The 15,754-nt window shown below is 60.4% G+C and carries 15 protein-coding genes and 6 tRNA genes; all 21 read right to left on the bottom strand.

What is annotated here, in order from left to right:
- Nucleotides 1–123 precede the first annotated feature (123 nt).
- The 21 genes from KO539_RS01255 to fabF all read right to left on the bottom strand — a co-directional run bounded on the left by KO539_RS01255 (nt 124) and on the right by fabF (nt 15,731).
- Nucleotides 124–197: transfer RNA gene (locus KO539_RS01255), tRNA-Cys, on the bottom strand.
- 42 nt (nt 198–239) lie between these two features.
- Nucleotides 240–315: transfer RNA gene (locus KO539_RS01260), tRNA-Gly, on the bottom strand.
- Between the two features lie 83 nt (nt 316–398).
- Nucleotides 399–474 (bottom strand) — tRNA-Gly (locus tag KO539_RS01265).
- A gap of 55 nt (nt 475–529) precedes the next feature.
- Nucleotides 530–605, bottom strand: a tRNA-Gly gene (locus KO539_RS01270).
- 71 nt (nt 606–676) lie between these two features.
- Nucleotides 677–752, bottom strand: a tRNA-Gly gene (locus KO539_RS01275).
- Between the two features lie 92 nt (nt 753–844).
- Nucleotides 845–920 (bottom strand) — tRNA-Gly (locus KO539_RS01280).
- A 105-nt stretch (nt 921–1,025) separates the two neighbouring features.
- The gene (gene pgsA / locus KO539_RS01285) at nt 1,026–1,610 is read right to left on the bottom strand and encodes a CDP-diacylglycerol--glycerol-3-phosphate 3-phosphatidyltransferase (RefSeq protein WP_034749601.1); all 585 of its coding nucleotides are present in this window, start codon (nt 1,608–1,610) and stop codon (nt 1,026–1,028) included.
- 124 nt (nt 1,611–1,734) lie between these two features.
- The gene (gene uvrC / locus KO539_RS01290) at nt 1,735–3,615 is read right to left on the bottom strand and encodes an excinuclease ABC subunit UvrC (RefSeq protein ID WP_219306984.1); all 1,881 of its coding nucleotides are present in this window, start codon (nt 3,613–3,615) and stop codon (nt 1,735–1,737) included.
- A 13-nt stretch (nt 3,616–3,628) separates the two neighbouring features.
- Nucleotides 3,629–4,024 carry a holo-ACP synthase gene (gene acpS, locus KO539_RS01295; protein WP_219306985.1) on the bottom strand — a complete coding sequence of 132 codons (396 nt, stop codon included), beginning with the start codon at nt 4,022–4,024 and terminating at the stop codon, nt 3,629–3,631.
- Nucleotides 4,025–4,046: 22 nt separating this feature from the next.
- Nucleotides 4,047–4,808 (bottom strand): pyridoxine 5'-phosphate synthase, encoded by a 762-nt coding sequence (gene pdxJ / locus KO539_RS01300; protein ID WP_219308533.1) that lies wholly within the window; start codon nt 4,806–4,808, stop codon nt 4,047–4,049.
- 42 nt (nt 4,809–4,850) lie between these two features.
- Nucleotides 4,851–5,693, bottom strand: coding sequence for a DNA repair protein RecO (recO, locus tag KO539_RS01305; protein WP_219306986.1), 843 nt, complete (start codon nt 5,691–5,693; stop codon nt 4,851–4,853).
- A gap of 28 nt (nt 5,694–5,721) precedes the next feature.
- Nucleotides 5,722–6,624 carry a GTPase Era gene (era, locus tag KO539_RS01310; RefSeq protein ID WP_034749612.1) on the bottom strand — a complete coding sequence of 301 codons (903 nt, stop codon included), beginning with the start codon at nt 6,622–6,624 and terminating at the stop codon, nt 5,722–5,724.
- A gap of 1 nt (nt 6,625) precedes the next feature.
- A complete protein-coding gene (gene rnc, locus KO539_RS01315; RefSeq protein WP_034749615.1) occupies nt 6,626–7,441 on the bottom strand; it encodes a ribonuclease III in 816 nt (271 codons plus the stop codon).
- 74 nt (nt 7,442–7,515) lie between these two features.
- The gene (gene lepB, locus KO539_RS01320) at nt 7,516–8,433 is read right to left on the bottom strand and encodes a signal peptidase I (RefSeq protein ID WP_219306987.1); all 918 of its coding nucleotides are present in this window, start codon (nt 8,431–8,433) and stop codon (nt 7,516–7,518) included.
- A 3-nt stretch (nt 8,434–8,436) separates the two neighbouring features.
- Nucleotides 8,437–10,227 (bottom strand): translation elongation factor 4, encoded by a 1,791-nt coding sequence (lepA, locus tag KO539_RS01325; RefSeq protein WP_101481965.1) that lies wholly within the window; start codon nt 10,225–10,227, stop codon nt 8,437–8,439.
- A gap of 318 nt (nt 10,228–10,545) precedes the next feature.
- Complete coding sequence (locus tag KO539_RS01330) at nt 10,546–10,791, bottom strand: glutaredoxin family protein (RefSeq protein ID WP_070302033.1); 246 nt, start codon at nt 10,789–10,791, stop codon at nt 10,546–10,548.
- A gap of 54 nt (nt 10,792–10,845) precedes the next feature.
- Nucleotides 10,846–12,348 carry a DegQ family serine endoprotease gene (locus KO539_RS01335; protein ID WP_219306988.1) on the bottom strand — a complete coding sequence of 501 codons (1,503 nt, stop codon included), beginning with the start codon at nt 12,346–12,348 and terminating at the stop codon, nt 10,846–10,848.
- Nucleotides 12,349–12,745: 397 nt separating this feature from the next.
- Nucleotides 12,746–13,078 (bottom strand): sigma-E factor negative regulatory protein, encoded by a 333-nt coding sequence (locus KO539_RS01340; protein WP_219306989.1) that lies wholly within the window; start codon nt 13,076–13,078, stop codon nt 12,746–12,748.
- A gap of 72 nt (nt 13,079–13,150) precedes the next feature.
- Complete coding sequence (rpoE, locus tag KO539_RS01345; protein ID WP_035820241.1) at nt 13,151–13,774, bottom strand: RNA polymerase sigma factor RpoE; 624 nt, start codon at nt 13,772–13,774, stop codon at nt 13,151–13,153.
- A gap of 66 nt (nt 13,775–13,840) precedes the next feature.
- Nucleotides 13,841–14,359: a hypothetical protein gene (locus tag KO539_RS01350; protein WP_219306990.1), complete on the bottom strand. Its 519-nt coding sequence runs from the start codon at nt 14,357–14,359 to the stop codon at nt 13,841–13,843.
- Nucleotides 14,360–14,480: 121 nt separating this feature from the next.
- The gene (gene fabF, locus KO539_RS01355) at nt 14,481–15,731 is read right to left on the bottom strand and encodes a beta-ketoacyl-ACP synthase II (protein ID WP_219306991.1); all 1,251 of its coding nucleotides are present in this window, start codon (nt 15,729–15,731) and stop codon (nt 14,481–14,483) included.
- Between the last annotated feature and the right edge of the window lie 23 nt (nt 15,732–15,754).

The following is a 15,754-nucleotide window of genomic DNA, read 5'->3' on the forward strand; positions in this document are numbered from 1 at the left end:
TTCGATCATGGATGACGGTGGTCAGGCCGTCCAGACGGCGCTGGGAAAACGCTTGCAGCAAAAGCCAGGCAAATGCACGGACAAAAAAATAGCCCACTCGAAAGTGGGCTATTTTTTTTCATCTGGAGGCGAGGACGGGAATCGAACCCGTCTAAACGGCTTTGCAGGCCGCTGCATAACCTCTTTGCTACCTCGCCAGAGGAACTGCTAGGGTGCGCCTTGCGGCCCACCTTGAAAACTGGAGCGGGAGAAGAGTCTCGAACTCTCGACCTCAACCTTGGCAAGGTTGCGCTCTACCAACTGAGCTACTCCCGCATTGGAGCTTGGTTACCGCCTAATCGCGCCACGCATGGTGGCGGATAAAAAAAGGAAGCCAGCTTAGCTTCCCTTTAGAATTCTGGAGCGGGAGAAGAGTCTCGAACTCTCGACCTCAACCTTGGCAAGGTTGCGCTCTACCAACTGAGCTACTCCCGCATTGGAGCTTCTATTTTCTGCTACTGCCATCTTGCTGTACTGCTTCAGCTTTCGCTGGAGCGGGAGAAGAGTCTCGAACTCTCGACCTCAACCTTGGCAAGGTTGCGCTCTACCAACTGAGCTACTCCCGCATACGAACCGCTATTTTACTGCTTTTTACTACCGTTTACCAGTGCTGCTTTACTGCTGATCCAGTATTCACTGGAGCGGGAGAAGAGTCTCGAACTCTCGACCTCAACCTTGGCAAGGTTGCGCTCTACCAACTGAGCTACTCCCGCAGTGGACAACATTGTATCAGAAGCTCTACTACATCGCCAGTACTACTTTTTACTGCATACGCTGTTTTTACCTATGACACGATCCAGAAAACTGGAGCGGGAGAAGAGTCTCGAACTCTCGACCTCAACCTTGGCAAGGTTGCGCTCTACCAACTGAGCTACTCCCGCGTCATCAACAACAGGCCAGCATTATAGAGGGATTACAGGGGCTGTCAACGGGCAATATCTGGTCTTTTGCAAAATATTCCGCCGAAAATAGCCGCCTGCCTATTCTTAGTGCAAATTTCCCGCTTTTTCTTTAATGAGCGGCCATGCCAGGCGCAAGTAATAGAACATCGACCACACCGTCAGCACGCAGGCGATCCACAGCAGCTTCTCGCCCCACACGTGGGTATCGATCGCGCCAAAGATCACTTCGTGGTACAGCAGCAAGGGAATGGCCGTCATTTGCGCGGCCGTCTTGATCTTGCCGATCGAGCTGACGGCCACCGATTTCGATGCGCCGATCTGCGCCATCCATTCGCGCAGCGCGGAAATCGTGATTTCACGGCCGATGATGATGAAGGCCAGCACGGCATTGACGCGGTCCAGCTGCACCAGCACCAGCAAGGCGCCCGCCACCATCAGCTTGTCGGCCACGGGGTCGAGGAAGGCGCCGAAGGCCGAGGTCTGGTTCCAGCGCCGCGCGAGGAAACCATCGAACCAGTCGGTCACGGCCGCAACGATGAAGACCAGGGTGGCAACCAGGTTCTGGTCGCCATGCAGCAGCATCGACGGCGGCAAATAAAACACGCCGACGACGAGCGGTATCAGGGCCACGCGCAGCCAGGTCAAAAGGATGGGAATATTAAAAGGCATAAGGGTGCAATCGGCCGACGGGTAAATTGAATATGAGAAAGCGTGAAGCAAGCGCCACTAGTCTACATGGCCCAGGGGTATTAGCCTAGTCCGGTTGCCGCAGCACCGGACCAGGCCCTATTCATTAATGCAACTGCTTGTAGATTTCTTCCGCCAGTTGCGTGGAAATCCCCTCGACCGACATCAGGTCCTCGACACTGGCGTCGACCACGCCGCGCAAGCCGCCAAAGCGCGACAGCAGTTTCTGGCGGCGCTTGGCGCCGATACCCTCGATTTCTTCCAGGCGCGAGGTCTGGCGCGTCTTGGCCCGCTTGGCGCGCATGCCGGTAATCGCAAAGCGGTGCGCCTCGTCGCGAATCTGCGCGATCAGCATCAGGGCCGCCGATTCCTTGCCCAGTTCCTGCGCCGCGCGCCCATCGACGAACAGCAGGGTTTCCAGGCCCACCTTGCGCCCTTCCCCCTTGGCCACGCCGACGATCAGGCTGATATCGAGCCCCAGCTCGGCAAACACCTGGCGCGCCATTTCGATCTGCCCCTTGCCGCCGTCGATCAAGACCACATCGGGCATCACGCCATCGCCATTCGCCACCTTTTCATAACGGCGCATGAGGACCTGGCGCATGGCCGCGTAATCGTCGCCGGGGGTGATGTCGTTGATGTTGTAGCGCCGGTATTCGCCGTTCTGCATGGCGTGGTGGTGGAACACGACGCACGAGGCCTGCGTCGCCTCGCCCTGCGTGTGGCTGATGTCGAAACACTCGACGCGCAGGCTGTCGAGGTCTTCCGTTTCGAGGCGCAACGCCTCGGCCAGCGCGCGCGTGCGCGACTGCTGCGAGCCCTGCTCGGACAACAAGCGCGCCAGCGAAATCTCGGCGCCCTTCTGCGCCATCTCCAGCCACTGGCGGCGCTGCCCCTGCGGCTGGAAGATCAGGTTGATGCGGTGGCCGCACTGCTCCATCAGTGCCACCATCAGGGCTGGCTGGTCGAATTCGATATTCAGGATCAGGGTGCCGGGGATGAATTTTTCCGTGTAGTGCTGGGCCAGGAAGGCGGCCAGCACTTCCACCTCGATGGCTTCCTCGGCAATCGCCGCCGCATCGCTGAGCTGGCTGGGGAAGTAGGCGCGGTCGCCCAGGTGGCGTCCGCCGCGCACCATGGCCAGATTGACGCAGGCGCGCCCGCCCTGCACCAGCACGGCGAGGATGTCGACGTCGGCGTCGCCCGTCGTTTCCATGCTTTGCTGGTGCAGCACGCGCGACAGCGAGGCGATCTGGTTGCGCACCACCACGGCCTGCTCGAACTTCAGCTCGGCGGCAAACGCATGCATCTTCTTTTCCAGGTCCGCCATCACTTCGCTCTGGCGCCCGCGCAGGAAGCGCGCCGCGTTTTCCACGTCGTTTTTATAGTCTTCCTTGCTGATCAGATCCACGCACGGCGCGCTGCAGCGGCCGATCTGGTGCAGCAGGCAGGGCCGCGTGCGGTTGGCGTAGACGCTGTCTTCGCAGGTGCGGATGAGAAACACCTTTTGCAGTATCTGCATCGATTCCTTGACGGCCCAGGAACTGGGGAACGGCCCGAAATACTGGTTTTTCTTGTCCACCGCGCCCCGGTAATACACCATGCGCGGCGCATCGCCGTTGGTGATTTTCAGATACGGATACGACTTGTCGTCGCGGAACAGGATGTTGTAGCGCGGTTGCAGCGCCTTGATCAGGTTGTTTTCCAGGATCAGGGCTTCCGCCTCGCTGTGCGTGACGGTGGTTTCCAGGCGCGCGATGCGCTCGACCATCATGGCGATGCGGGGGCTGGCCAGGTTTTTCTGGAAGTAGCTGGAGACGCGCTTTTTCAGATCGCGCGCCTTGCCGACGTACAGCACCTTGTCGGCGGCGTCGAAATAGCGGTACACGCCGGGCAGGTTCGGCAGCTTGGCAACCGTGGCCAGCACCTGCGCGCGCGGGTCGGGCGGCGTCTCCGCCAAGGAAGGTTCGGGGCTTGCTTCGGTCATTGCTGGCTCATTGTTACACTGCTTGCTCCACGATCACGAACGCGACCGCATATTCTTCTTCATCGCTGATGGTCACTTGCGCGCTCAGCCTGTGCTTTTCCATGAACTCGGCCAGCACGCCGCTGCAGACGATCATCGGCTTGCCGCTGGGGTGGTTCAGCATCTGCGCGGCGGGCCAGGTCATCGGCATGCGCAAGCCCAGGCCGATGGCCTTGGAAAACGCCTCTTTTGCCGCGAAGCGCGTGGCGAGGAAGCGCACGCCGCGCACGGCATTCCTGGCGCTGCGGGCGCGGAATTTTTCCAGCTCCTGCGGCCCCAGTATTTTTTTGGCGAAACGCTCGCCATGAAGCGCCAACGCCGCCTCGATGCGGGGTATCTTGCAGATATCGGTGCCGATGCCGTAGATCATGCTGCCTCCTTGCTATCTGTTATCAGGCCCTGTGCCCGAGGCGCGTAGCCACCATGATGGCCTTCATTTCGCGCACGGCGTTTTCCCAGCCGACAAACACGGCGTGCGCGACGATGGCGTGGCCGATGTTCAATTCAGCAATATCGGGAATGGCGGCGATGGCCTGCACATTGGTGTAATGCAAGCCGTGGCCCGCATTGACCTTCAAGCCGCGGCCCACACCGAACAGCACGCCCGCCTTGATGCGCTCCAGCTCCGCCAGCTGCTCGGCGCCCTTGGTGTCCGCATAGCGGCCCGTGTGCAGCTCGATCACGGGCGCGCCGAGCTCGGCGGCGGCGGCGATCTGCTGCTCGTCCGCATCGATGAACAGGCTCACGCGGATGCCCTCGCCTTGCAATTGTTTCACCGCCGCCTGCACTTCCTTGAAGTAGCGCACCACGTCCAGGCCCCCTTCGGTCGTCACTTCCGTGCGCTTTTCCGGCACCAGGCAGACGTCCGCCGGCTTGATGCGGCAGGCAAAATCGATCATCTCGGCCGTGACGGCTGCTTCCAGGTTCATGCGCGTGAGCAACTGCGGTGCGATGGCGATGACGTCCGCATCCTTGATGTGGCGGCGGTCTTCGCGCAGATGCAGGGTGATGCCGTCGGCGCCGGCCTGCTCGGCCAGCAGGGCCGCGCGGACCGGGTCCGGATACGCGGTGCCGCGCGCATTGCGCAAGGTGGCCACGTGGTCGATATTGACGCCCAGGTCGATGACGGGGCCGGAAGGCTGCAAAAAGCTCATAGTGATGGTATCCATAAAGTGCTGTCGTGCGGCAAACCGCCGCTACAGCTGCATTAAATCGATCAGTATCTGGCGCGTATTCAAGGTGGCGCCGCCCAGTTGATGGGCCAGCAAAAAGCGCATCAGCAGCTTGCTTTGCGCCTGCGTGGCCACGTCAAGATAGTCTTCGCGCTCCATGTCGAGCAGGGTCTTGCCCGTGATCTTCGGCCAGGCATCGCTGGCGCGCGCCGGGCGCGGCCCGCGTTCCGGGTCGACCACGTACACCTGCCCCGCCTCGACTGCCTGGCGCGTGCCCGTGCAGCGCGTCAAGTCCGCCGCCACGCCCGTTTCCTTGAGCAAGGCGCGCTCGAACTTGCGCAGCACGATGGGCGGCGGCTCATTGTGCGCCAGTTGATTCAAGGTGGCAACGTAGTGGTCGAACAGGACGGGATGCGGATCGTCGCGCGCCAGCAATTTCACCAGCAACTCGTTCAGATAAAAGCCGCACAGCAAGGCGGTCTTTTCGAGCGGCAACATGCCACCCACCCACTCGGCGCCCGTCAGGATGCGCAGTTCGGATTTGCCCGTCCAGCCGGCCTGCAGGGGCTGGAAGGTCTGCAGCACGCCGCGCAACTGTGAATGGGGCCGCTTGGCGCCCTTGGCGACGAGCGCGATGCGGCCGTACTCGCGTGTAAACACGTCGACGATGAGGCTGGTTTCTTTATGCGGATAGCTGTGCAGCACGAAGGCTGGCTGGCCCGTGACCTTGCCGTCGCGCGCGGGCGGACGGCTGCGCCGGGGCGCGGCGGATGCGGGAGTTGCGGCCGGCGGCGCAATGGCCGCCGGCGCGGGGACAACGATAGAGGCTGGCGCAGGATGGTGCAGCGCTGGCGTGGTGGTGCTCATGCGTGTGGCGTCGCCCCCGGGTTGCGGATTACTCGTAGCCGTAGGCGCGCAAGCCCGCCTCGTTGTCGGCCCAGCCCGACTTGACCTTGACCCAGATTTCCAGGTACACGGGGCCGCCGAACAGCTTCTCCATATCCAGGCGGGCCTGGGTGGAGACTTCCTTCAGGCGTGCGCCCTTGTTACCGATGATCATGGATTTATGAGTATCGCGCTCGACCAGGATGGCGGCAAACACGCGGCGCAGATCGCCTTCCTGCTCGAATTTCTCGATCAGCACGGTGCTCGTATACGGCAGTTCGTCGCCGACAAAGCGGAACAGTTTTTCGCGCACGATTTCCGAGGCGAGGAATTTTTCGCTGCGGTCGGTGATGTCGTCCGGTCCGAAGATCGGCTGGTTTTCCGGCAAGAAGCGCTTGATTTCGTTCTGCAAGCCTTCCAGCTGGAAATGCAGCTTGGCGGAGACGGGCACGATGGCGGCGAAGTCGCGCATGGCGGCGATCTTTTGCGCGAACGGCAGCAGCACGGCCTTGTCTTTCACACGGTCGGATTTGTTGATGACGAGGATGCATGGCACTTCCTTCGGCAGCAGATCCATCACTTGCTGGTCGGCCGGGCCGAACGTGCCCGCCTCGATCACATACAAAATCACGTCCGAGGAAATCAGGGTGTTCGTCACGGTCTTGTTTAGCGTCTTGTTCAGCGCGTTCGAGTGGCGCGTCTGGAAGCCAGGCGTGTCGACGTAGATGAATTGCGCGTCCGGCACCGTCTGGATGCCCGTGATGCGGTGGCGCGTGGTTTGCGCCTTGCGCGAAGTGATGCTGACCTTCGCGCCGATCAGCACGTTCATCAGGGTCGATTTGCCCACGTTCGGGCGGCCCACGATGGCGATATAGCCGCAGCGGAAGTTGTCGGGCATTTTGGTGGCTGTCATGCTAGTGTCGATTCTGTTTAGTGTGAGCGGCGATCGCCGGGGCAGCCGGGGCTTGCGCGTCGTCGCTCTGGATGGTGGCAATGCCGGCCAGCTTGAGCTGGGCGGCGCGCGGTTTCGGCTTGCGGCTGGCGGCAGGCGACTTCAACAACGCCTGCTCGGCCACGTCCAGCGCCAGTTTGGCGGCGGCTTGCTCACCGGCGCGGCGGCTTCCGCCACGACCGTAGACCTGGATGTTCAATTTCGGCACCAGGCATTCGATCTCGAATTCCTGGCTGTGGGCGGCGCCGTGGGTGGCCACCACGTTGTACTGTGGCAGCGAAATTTTCTTGCTTTGCAAAAACTCCTGCAGCAGGGTCTTGGCATCCTTGCCCAGGGTTTGCGGGTCGACCGAGTCGAGGATGGGGATGTAGAAGGCGCGGATCACCGTGCTGGCGGCGTCAAAACCCGTGTCGAGGAAAATCGCGCCCAGCAAGGCTTCCAGGGTGTCGGCAAGGATCGATGGACGGCGGAAACCGCCCGATTTCAGTTCGCCTTCGCCCAGGCGCAAAAATTGCGACAATTCCAGCTTTTGCGCGATTTCATACAGCGACTGCTGTTTCACCAGATTGGCGCGCAGGCGCGACAAATCGCCCTCGTCGATGGACTTGAAGCGTTCGTACAGGATGGACGCGACCACGCAGTTGAGGATGGAGTCGCCGAGAAATTCCAGCCGCTCGTTATGCAAACTGCTGTGGCTACGATGCGTCAAGGCTTGCTGCAACAGGCCAGCATCCTGGAACGTATAGCCTAAACGGGTTTGCAATAACTGAAGATTCATTGTTGTTTCTGTGTCATCTGAGTAATTCGGCTGGCCGCCGCGCGGGGAATTGGCGCGGCAGCCATGCGGGCGGCTTAGTGTATGCCACCCACTCTTTTCGGATTGCTGAAGTTCATCCACACCAGGAAAGCCTTGCCGACGATATTCTCGTTCGGCACGAAGCCCCAGTAGCGGCTGTCCGCACTATTGTCGCGGTTGTCGCCCATCATGAAGTAATTGCCTTGTGGCACTACACACGTAAAACCGTCTTCGTTGTAGTTGCACGCCTCCTTGTGCGGGAAATCCTTTACTTCGCGCAAGTTCAACGTAGGAGCAGGCTCGTCGTTAAGGATGCGGTGGCTCACGCCCGTCAGGTTTTCTTCCAGCTGCTTGTGGTAGACCGTGCTTTCATCGTCCAGGTAGTCGTCCAGCGGCGTGTACGCCACTTCCTTGCCGTTGACCGTCAAGCGCTTGTTTTCATAGGTGATTTTATCACCGGGCACACCGATCACGCGCTTGATATAGTCTTGCGACATATCTTTCGGGTACTTGAACACCATCACGTCGCCGCGCTGCGGATCATTGACTTCAATGATGCGCTTGTTGACGATAGGCAGACGAATGCCATAGGTAAACTTGTTCACCAGGATCAGATCGCCAACCAGCAAGGTCGGCACCATCGAGCTCGACGGGATCTTGAACGGCTCGTACAGGAACGAGCGCAGGCAGAACACGAGAGCGATGACGGGGAAGAAACTGCCCGAATACTCGACCCAGGTCGGCTGGCGCAACAGGGCCGCCTCGATGCTGGCGCGGCTGCCGCCCGCATCGGACTTGATGCCCTCGGCGGCCAGCTTGGACTGGCGCGCATCGAATTCAGCCAGGGCGCGGTCGGCCGCCTTGCGGCGCTGCTTGGACAGATAAAACACATCCAGGCACCAGACCAGGCCCGTCAACACCATCAGCACGAACAGGATTAAAGCGAAATTTCCTAAAATCACTTGCAGGCTCATTGATTAACCATCCACTTGTAAAATTGCCAGGAATGCCTCTTGCGGAATCTCCACGGAACCCACTTGCTTCATGCGCTTCTTACCCGCTTTTTGTTTTTCCAGCAATTTTTTCTTGCGGCTGATGTCGCCGCCATAGCACTTGGCCAGCACGTTCTTGCGCAAGGCTTTCACGTTCTCGCGCGAAATGATGTTGGCGCCGATGGTCGCCTGAATCGCCACGTCGAACATCTGGCGCGGGATCAGTTCGCGCATCTTGGCGGCCACCTGGCGGCCACGGTACTGGCTGTTCGAACGGTGGACGATGATGGCCAGCGCATCGACTTTTTCGCTGTTGATCAGCATGTCGACCTTGACCACGTCGGCCGCGCGGTATTCCTTGAACTCGTAATCCATCGAGGCATAGCCGCGCGACGTCGATTTCAATCGGTCGAAGAAGTCCAGCACGATCTCGGCCATCGGCATTTCATACACGAGCTTGACCTGGCGGCCGTGGTAGCTCATGTCCATCTGGATGCCGCGCTTGCCGATACACAAGGTAATCACGGAGCCGACGTATTCCTGCGGCATGTACAGATTGACCGTGACGATAGGCTCGCGCACTTCCTCGATGCGCGACGGATCGGGCATCTTCGATGGATTGTCGACGTTGATCATGGTGCCGTCGCGCTGGATCACTTCGTACACCACGGTCGGCGCCGTCGTGATCAGATCCATATCGAATTCGCGCTCGAGGCGCTCCTGCACGATTTCCATGTGCAGCAAACCCAGGAAACCGCAGCGGAAGCCGAAGCCCAGCGCCTGCGACACTTCCGGCTCGTACATCAGGGCCGCGTCGTTCAGTTTCAGCTTTTCCAGCGAGTCGCGCAGCGCGTCGTACTGGTTCGCTTCCACAGGGAACAGGCCGGCGAACACTTGCGGCTGCACTTCCTTGAAGCCAGGCAATGGCGCGGCGGCAGGACGGCTGACCAGGGTGACAGTGTCGCCCACTTTCGCCGCTTTCAATTCCTTGATGCCGGCGATGATGAAACCCACCTGGCCTGCCGACAATTGCGGCAAGGATTGCGAACGTGGCGAAAACACGCCGATGTCTTCCACCAGCTGCACCGAATCGGTGGCCATCAGGCGGATCTTGTCTTTCGGTTTCAGGGTGCCGTTGACCACGCGCACCAGCATGACCACGCCCACATAGGCGTCATACCAGGAGTCGACGATCAGCGCCTGCAGCGGCGCGTCCGGGTCGCCCTTCGGTGGCGGTACCTTGACGATCAGTTGTTCGAGCACGTCCAGCACGCCGAAGCCCGTCTTGGCCGAGCAATGCACGGCGTCGGCCGCGTCGATGCCGATCACGTCTTCGATCTCGGCAATGGCGTTCGGCGGGTCCGCGTTCGGCAAGTCGATCTTGTTCAGGACGGGCACCACTTCCACGCCCAGGTCCAGCGCCGTGTAGCAGTTGGCCACTGTTTGCGCTTCCACGCCTTGCGACGCGTCAACGACCAGCAGCGCGCCTTCGCACGCCGACAGCGAGCGCGACACTTCATAGCTGAAGTCGACGTGGCCTGGCGTATCGATCAGGTTCAGGTTGTAGATCTGGCCATCGCGCGCCTTGTAGTGCAAGGCCGCCGTTTGCGCCTTGATGGTAATGCCGCGCTCGCGCTCCAGATCCATCGAATCGAGCACCTGCGCCTCCATCTCGCGGTCGGACAAGCCGCCGCACAATTGAATGATGCGGTCAGCCAGGGTCGATTTACCGTGGTCAATATGGGCGATGATGGAGAAGTTGCGTATGTTGTTCATTAACTAATATAAGTGCGAAGTTGACGACACTGCTTTAACAGGAATCATGGGGATCATGCTCGGGCCAAACAGGGCCAAAACCGGGCGCCCCACTCATGATGAAAAAAAGCGCTCCGGGCAGGACATCTGCATGCCCAGGCGAGCGCTTTTGAAGCGACAGAAGCTGCTGCCTCGGACAGTAGCTTTTTCGACCTCCCCATTTTACCGGATTTCAGAGTAGAAAGCCCGTCTTATGAGGCCGGCACGGGGGCAAGCCGAGATTTTCGGCGGTTTTCGGCACCAGAATGGTGCAATGCAGTGTCAATATTGCCATTCAAGCTACGCCAGGCAGCGCCGCACGGCCGCCTCATCGAGGAAATAATGGCACAGCTCGGGCTGCGCCAGATCGCCAAACAGCACCGGCACCAGCTCATCGAAACGGGCCAGCAGCGAGGCGTCGGGCGACGCATCGATGTCGATCACGTCCACCGTGAACGGTTTTCCGGGCGGCTGCAGCAGGAGCAAGGCGTCGAGCATGTCCTGGCAAAGGTGGCAATAACTGCGGGAATAGAGGGTGAAGTGCATGAAGAAAAGGAAAAGGCATCCCGACTGGAGCCGGGATGCAGGTGAATCAGAGACTTACTTGGCCGACGGACGCAGCGAAACGAATTGCGCCACGTCGCCACGGCGCACCAGTACGGCCGACGTCTTCTTCGGATCGAGCTTGGCGACCAGGGCGTTGAACTGCTTGGCGTCTTTCACGGCAACATTGTTCAACTGCAAGATCACGTCGCCAGGCTGCAGGCCGGCCTGGGCCGCCACGCCATCGGCATCGTCGACCAGCACGCCCGCGTCGATCTTCAATTCCAGCTTCTTGGCGGCCGGCACGTCGCTGACCTTCAGCCCCAGCGCATTGACGGCTTGCGTTTCCGGCGCCTTGGCGCCCTTTTTCGCCGTTTTCTCGCTTTCGAGCTCGACGACGGTGACGGGAACATCCTGCTGCGCACCCTTGCGCCAGACGGTGATCGTGGATTTGCCGTTGACGGCGGCGCCGCCAACCAGGCGCGGCAGGTCGGATGAACGCTCGATCTGGGCGCCGTTGAATTTCAGGATGATGTCGCCTGGCTTGATGCCCGCCTTGTCGGCCGGGCCGCCCGGCTCCACCATCGATACTTGCGCGCCCTTGGCGTTCGGCAAGCCCAGCGATTCCGCCACGTCCTTGCTCACTTCGCCGATCTGCACGCCGATGCGTCCGCGCACGACCTTGCCCGTCTTTTTCAGCTGCTCGCCCACGCGCATGGCTTCATCGATGGGCACGGCAAACGAAATGCCATTGTAGGCGCCGGACAAGGTGGCGATCTGCGAATTGATGCCGATCACCTCGCCGCGCATATTGATCAAGGGACCACCGGAGTTGCCAGGATTGACGGCCACATCGCTCTGGATCAGCGGCAAGTAGTCGCCCGTGTCGCGCGACTTGGCGGAAATGATGCCGGCCGTCACCGTGTTTTCCAGGTTGAACGGCGAGCCGATGGCGATGACCCATTCGCCCACGCGGATCTTGTCCGAGTCGCCGATGGTCAGACGCGGCAAGTTGGCACCCTCGATTTTCAGCAGGGCCACGTCGGTGCGGGCGTCAAAGCCGATCACCTTGGCCTTGAATTCGCGCTTGTCCGTCAAGGTCACGTACACCTCGTCGGCGCCGTCGACCACGTGGGCATTGCTCAGCACGTAGCCATCGGCCGAAATGATGAAGCCGGAACCGACGCCGCGCTGCACTTCCTGCTCCTGCGGTACGGCGCGGCGGCCGCCGCGTGGCGCCTGCTGGCGCGGCGTCGGCATGGCGCCGCCAAAGAAGCGGCGCAGGAATTCCTGCATTTCCTGCTCATCCTGGCCGCCCGCGCCAGCCCCGGCGGCGCCCATCTTCAAGCGCTCGGTGGTGCGGATATTCACCACGGCCGGGCCGACGGCGTCGACCAGGTCCGAGAAATCAGGCAGTTTTATGGCGGGCACGGCGGCCTGCGCCTGTGGCGCCAGGCCCAGCATGGTGGGAGCAAGGAAGACGCCAGCCGTACCGAACAATAAGGCGGAAAGCGTCTTCACTGAAAACGACTTGCTGGCGGCACACATGGTTTTTTTCATGGAAAGGATCTTTTCGAATATATAAACGGATCAAAACGCGAATCAGGCGATTGCCTGCGCGCATGATTGGCCATCATGACGGCAATCCAGGGGCAAACCCACCTGACAACGCGCATGGCAGCAACAATATATCGCAAAAGCAAGATATTGCCTGCGCACAGTGTCAATCGTACCGAAGGCCAGTGTCAAGGGGGCGACGGGAACGTTAAGCCAGGCATAAGATGGAAAACGCGACAGCTAAGTAATCCTCAGGAAATTATTGTGAATTTATGACGAACAGAACCGGATGCTATGCAAGGCGCCCGTTGCGACGCAGTGCGAGCACTGCTAGCAGCGGGCAACGCCGCAGAGCGCCGGTTATGGAAGTCAGAAATCATAATAATTTATTGGGGGTTACTTAGCGCTGCGCCAGCGGCCCTGCCTCCAGCGGTTCGGCCGCGCCCGGCACGATGGCAGCAGGCAGCGGTGGTAGCGGCTCAGCATGGGCAGCCAGCCCCTCAGGCGACGGCTCCGCGGCCAGACGGCTGGCCAGGCGCGCATCGAAGTGGGCGCTCAGTGCATGGCCGTACTGCTCCGAGCGCAGCACGTCACCGATATGGCGATAGGCGTCCCAGGCCTGCCGCCCCGATGGCGTATCGAGGGCGGCAAAAGCCAGTTCGAGTTCGCTCGCCGCCAACTCGCCATCGGCCAGGGCGGAAATAGTCTCGTGCAATCGTGTGTGCGTATCCATGATGGATCCTGCCATTTCAAAAAGATCGGTGCGGAAACCGGACGCAGCCATGCCAGCCTCATACTCCCCAGATTACCAGCGCTTGTCAATCGGCATGTCCAACAACGGTTTCAATTTCTCCGCGATCACTTCGCGCGCGCGAAAAATCCTGCTGCGCACGGTGCCGATGGGGCACGCCATGATTTCCGATATCTCTTCATAGCTCAGGCCCTCGATTTCGCGCAGCACGATGGCCGTGCGCAACTCGATGGGCAGCACATCCATTGCCGCATTGACGGTGGCCGCGATCTGCTTGCTGGCCAGCACCGATTCGGGCGTATTGTTGTCTCGCAATTTATTGCCATCATCGAAGGACTCCGCCTGTTCGGCGTCGGCATCGCTGGATGTGGCGGCACGCCGCCCCTGCGTGACGAGATAATTCTTGGCCGTATTGATGCCGATGCGATACAGCCAGGTATAAAAGGCGGCCTCGCCGCGAAAATGGCGCAGCGCCCGGTATGCCTTGATAAAGGTTTCCTGCACCACATCTTCGGCCTCCGCCGGGTCATGCACCAGCCGCGACACAAGACGCATCAAGCGGCGCTGATATTTCGATACCAGCACATCGAATGCCCGTTTGTCGCCAGCCTGCACCCGCTCGACCAGTAACTGATCATACTCGCGCTCTGTCCTCACGCCCAATGTCCCTGTAGTCATGCAGCGTGGGCGCCTGTATGGATATAGAGTTGGCCCGCTGCAAGAAGTTCAGTGTTCGCCCCACTTTTATTCTTCCCTGTTCCGCGCCGCGATAGCCCGGCAAGCCACGGCCAGCGGGCGGAAGGCGGCGCAACTGCCGCCGCGCTGCACCAGCACATTAGTGCGCCGCCCGGCGGCATCCGCCAGGCACAGCACCAGCAGCGACGGCCACAAGGTCGAGCCCGGCAACAGGCGCAGCCCCGGCGCAGCCTCAGCCGGCTCCGCCACCCCGGCAACACCGCTTCCAGGCACATCGCCATGCTCCAGATATACCGCCAGCCGCAACTGGCCAACCGGCGAAATATCAAGCGCCTGCGGCTTTCTGCGCCAGCGCAGCAAGGCCAGCAAAAACACGCCGCCAGCCGCACTCAGCAAGGCTGCAAACAAGCCCAGCGCATAGCCGCCCACCAGTTGGCCGGGCACGGGCAGACTGTGCCAGACACCACTCAAGGGCCAGGCAGCCAGCAAGGCGCACAGCCCTAGCACCGCTTGCAACAGGCGCAAGCAGACAGGCGTGCGAATGACAGCCGCTACCGCGATCGACATACTTCATGGGAAAAAAAAGGCGCGCCGGCACCATGCCGGGCAAATTCAGGCGCCAACGAACGTTGGCGCCGAATCAGCGCTCACTACGATTTGACCGTAGCGAGCGCTTGAAAGTTCCTGCTTATTTCGCTTTACCGAAAATCAGCGTGCCATTCGTTCCGCCGAAGCCGAACGAATTCTTCACTGCATAGTCGATCTTCATATCACGCGCCGTGTTGGCACAGAAATCGAGATCGCACGCCGGATCCTGGTTGAAGATATTGATGGTCGGTGGCGACACCTGATGGTGCAATGCCAGGACCGTAAATACCGCTTCCAGACCGCCCGCGCCGCCCAGCAAATGGCCCGTCATCGACTTGGTCGAGTTGACGACAATATGCTTGGCGTGATCACCGAAGGTGCGCTTGATGCCCATCACTTCCGCCACGTCGCCTTGCGGGGTGGACGTGCCGTGCGCGTTCAGGTATTGAATCTGATCCGGGTTCAAGCCTGCGTTGTCGAGGGCCGCGATCACCGATTTGCTGCCGCCGCTACCATCTTCCAGCGGCGAGGTCATGTGATAAGCATCTGCGCTCATCCCGAAACCATGCACTTCGGCATAGATCTTGGCACCACGGGCCACCGCGTGCTCGTACTCTTCCAGCACCATGACGCCAGCACCCTCGCCCAGCACGAAGCCGTCGCGGTCGGTATCCCACGGACGCGATGCCGTTGCCGGATCGTCGTTGCGGGTCGACAAGGCACGCGCCGAAGCGAAACCGCCCAGGCCCAGTGGCGACACGGTCGATTCAGCACCGCCGGCGATCATGACGTCGGCATCGCCGTACTCGATCATGCGCGCTGCGGCACCGATGCTGTGCAGACCGGTGGTACACGCCGTAACGATCGCCAGGTTCGGGCCCTTCAGACCATATTTGATCGAAAGGTTGCCAGAGATCATGTTAATGATCGAGGCAGGCACGAAAAATGGCGAGATACGGCGCGGACCGCGCTTTTCGTACTCGGACTTGGTGTCTTCGATCAGCGGCAAGCCACCGATACCGGAACCGATGATCACGCCGATGCGCTCGGCGTTTTCTTCGGTGACTTCCAGACCGGAGTCCTGGATCGCCTGGATGCCCGCAGCCATGCCGTAATGGATAAAGGTATCCATATGGCGGGCTTCCTTACCGGAGATGTACTCTTCGATATTGAAACCTTTGACTTCACCGGCAAAATGCGTGGTGAATGGCTGTGCATCAAACTTGGTAATCGTGGCAATGCCGGATTTACCTTCAACGATTGCGCCCCACGCCTCGGCAATAGTATTGCCGACAGGTGAAACGCAGCCCAGGCCGGTGACAACAACACGACGGTTTTTAGAACGGCTCAAGCGATTCTCCTGAAGTCGGTCAG

The organism is Janthinobacterium sp. NKUCC06_STL, assembly GCF_019345455.1.
GTDB classification, from domain to species: domain Bacteria; phylum Pseudomonadota; class Gammaproteobacteria; order Burkholderiales; family Burkholderiaceae_D; genus Janthinobacterium; species Janthinobacterium rivuli.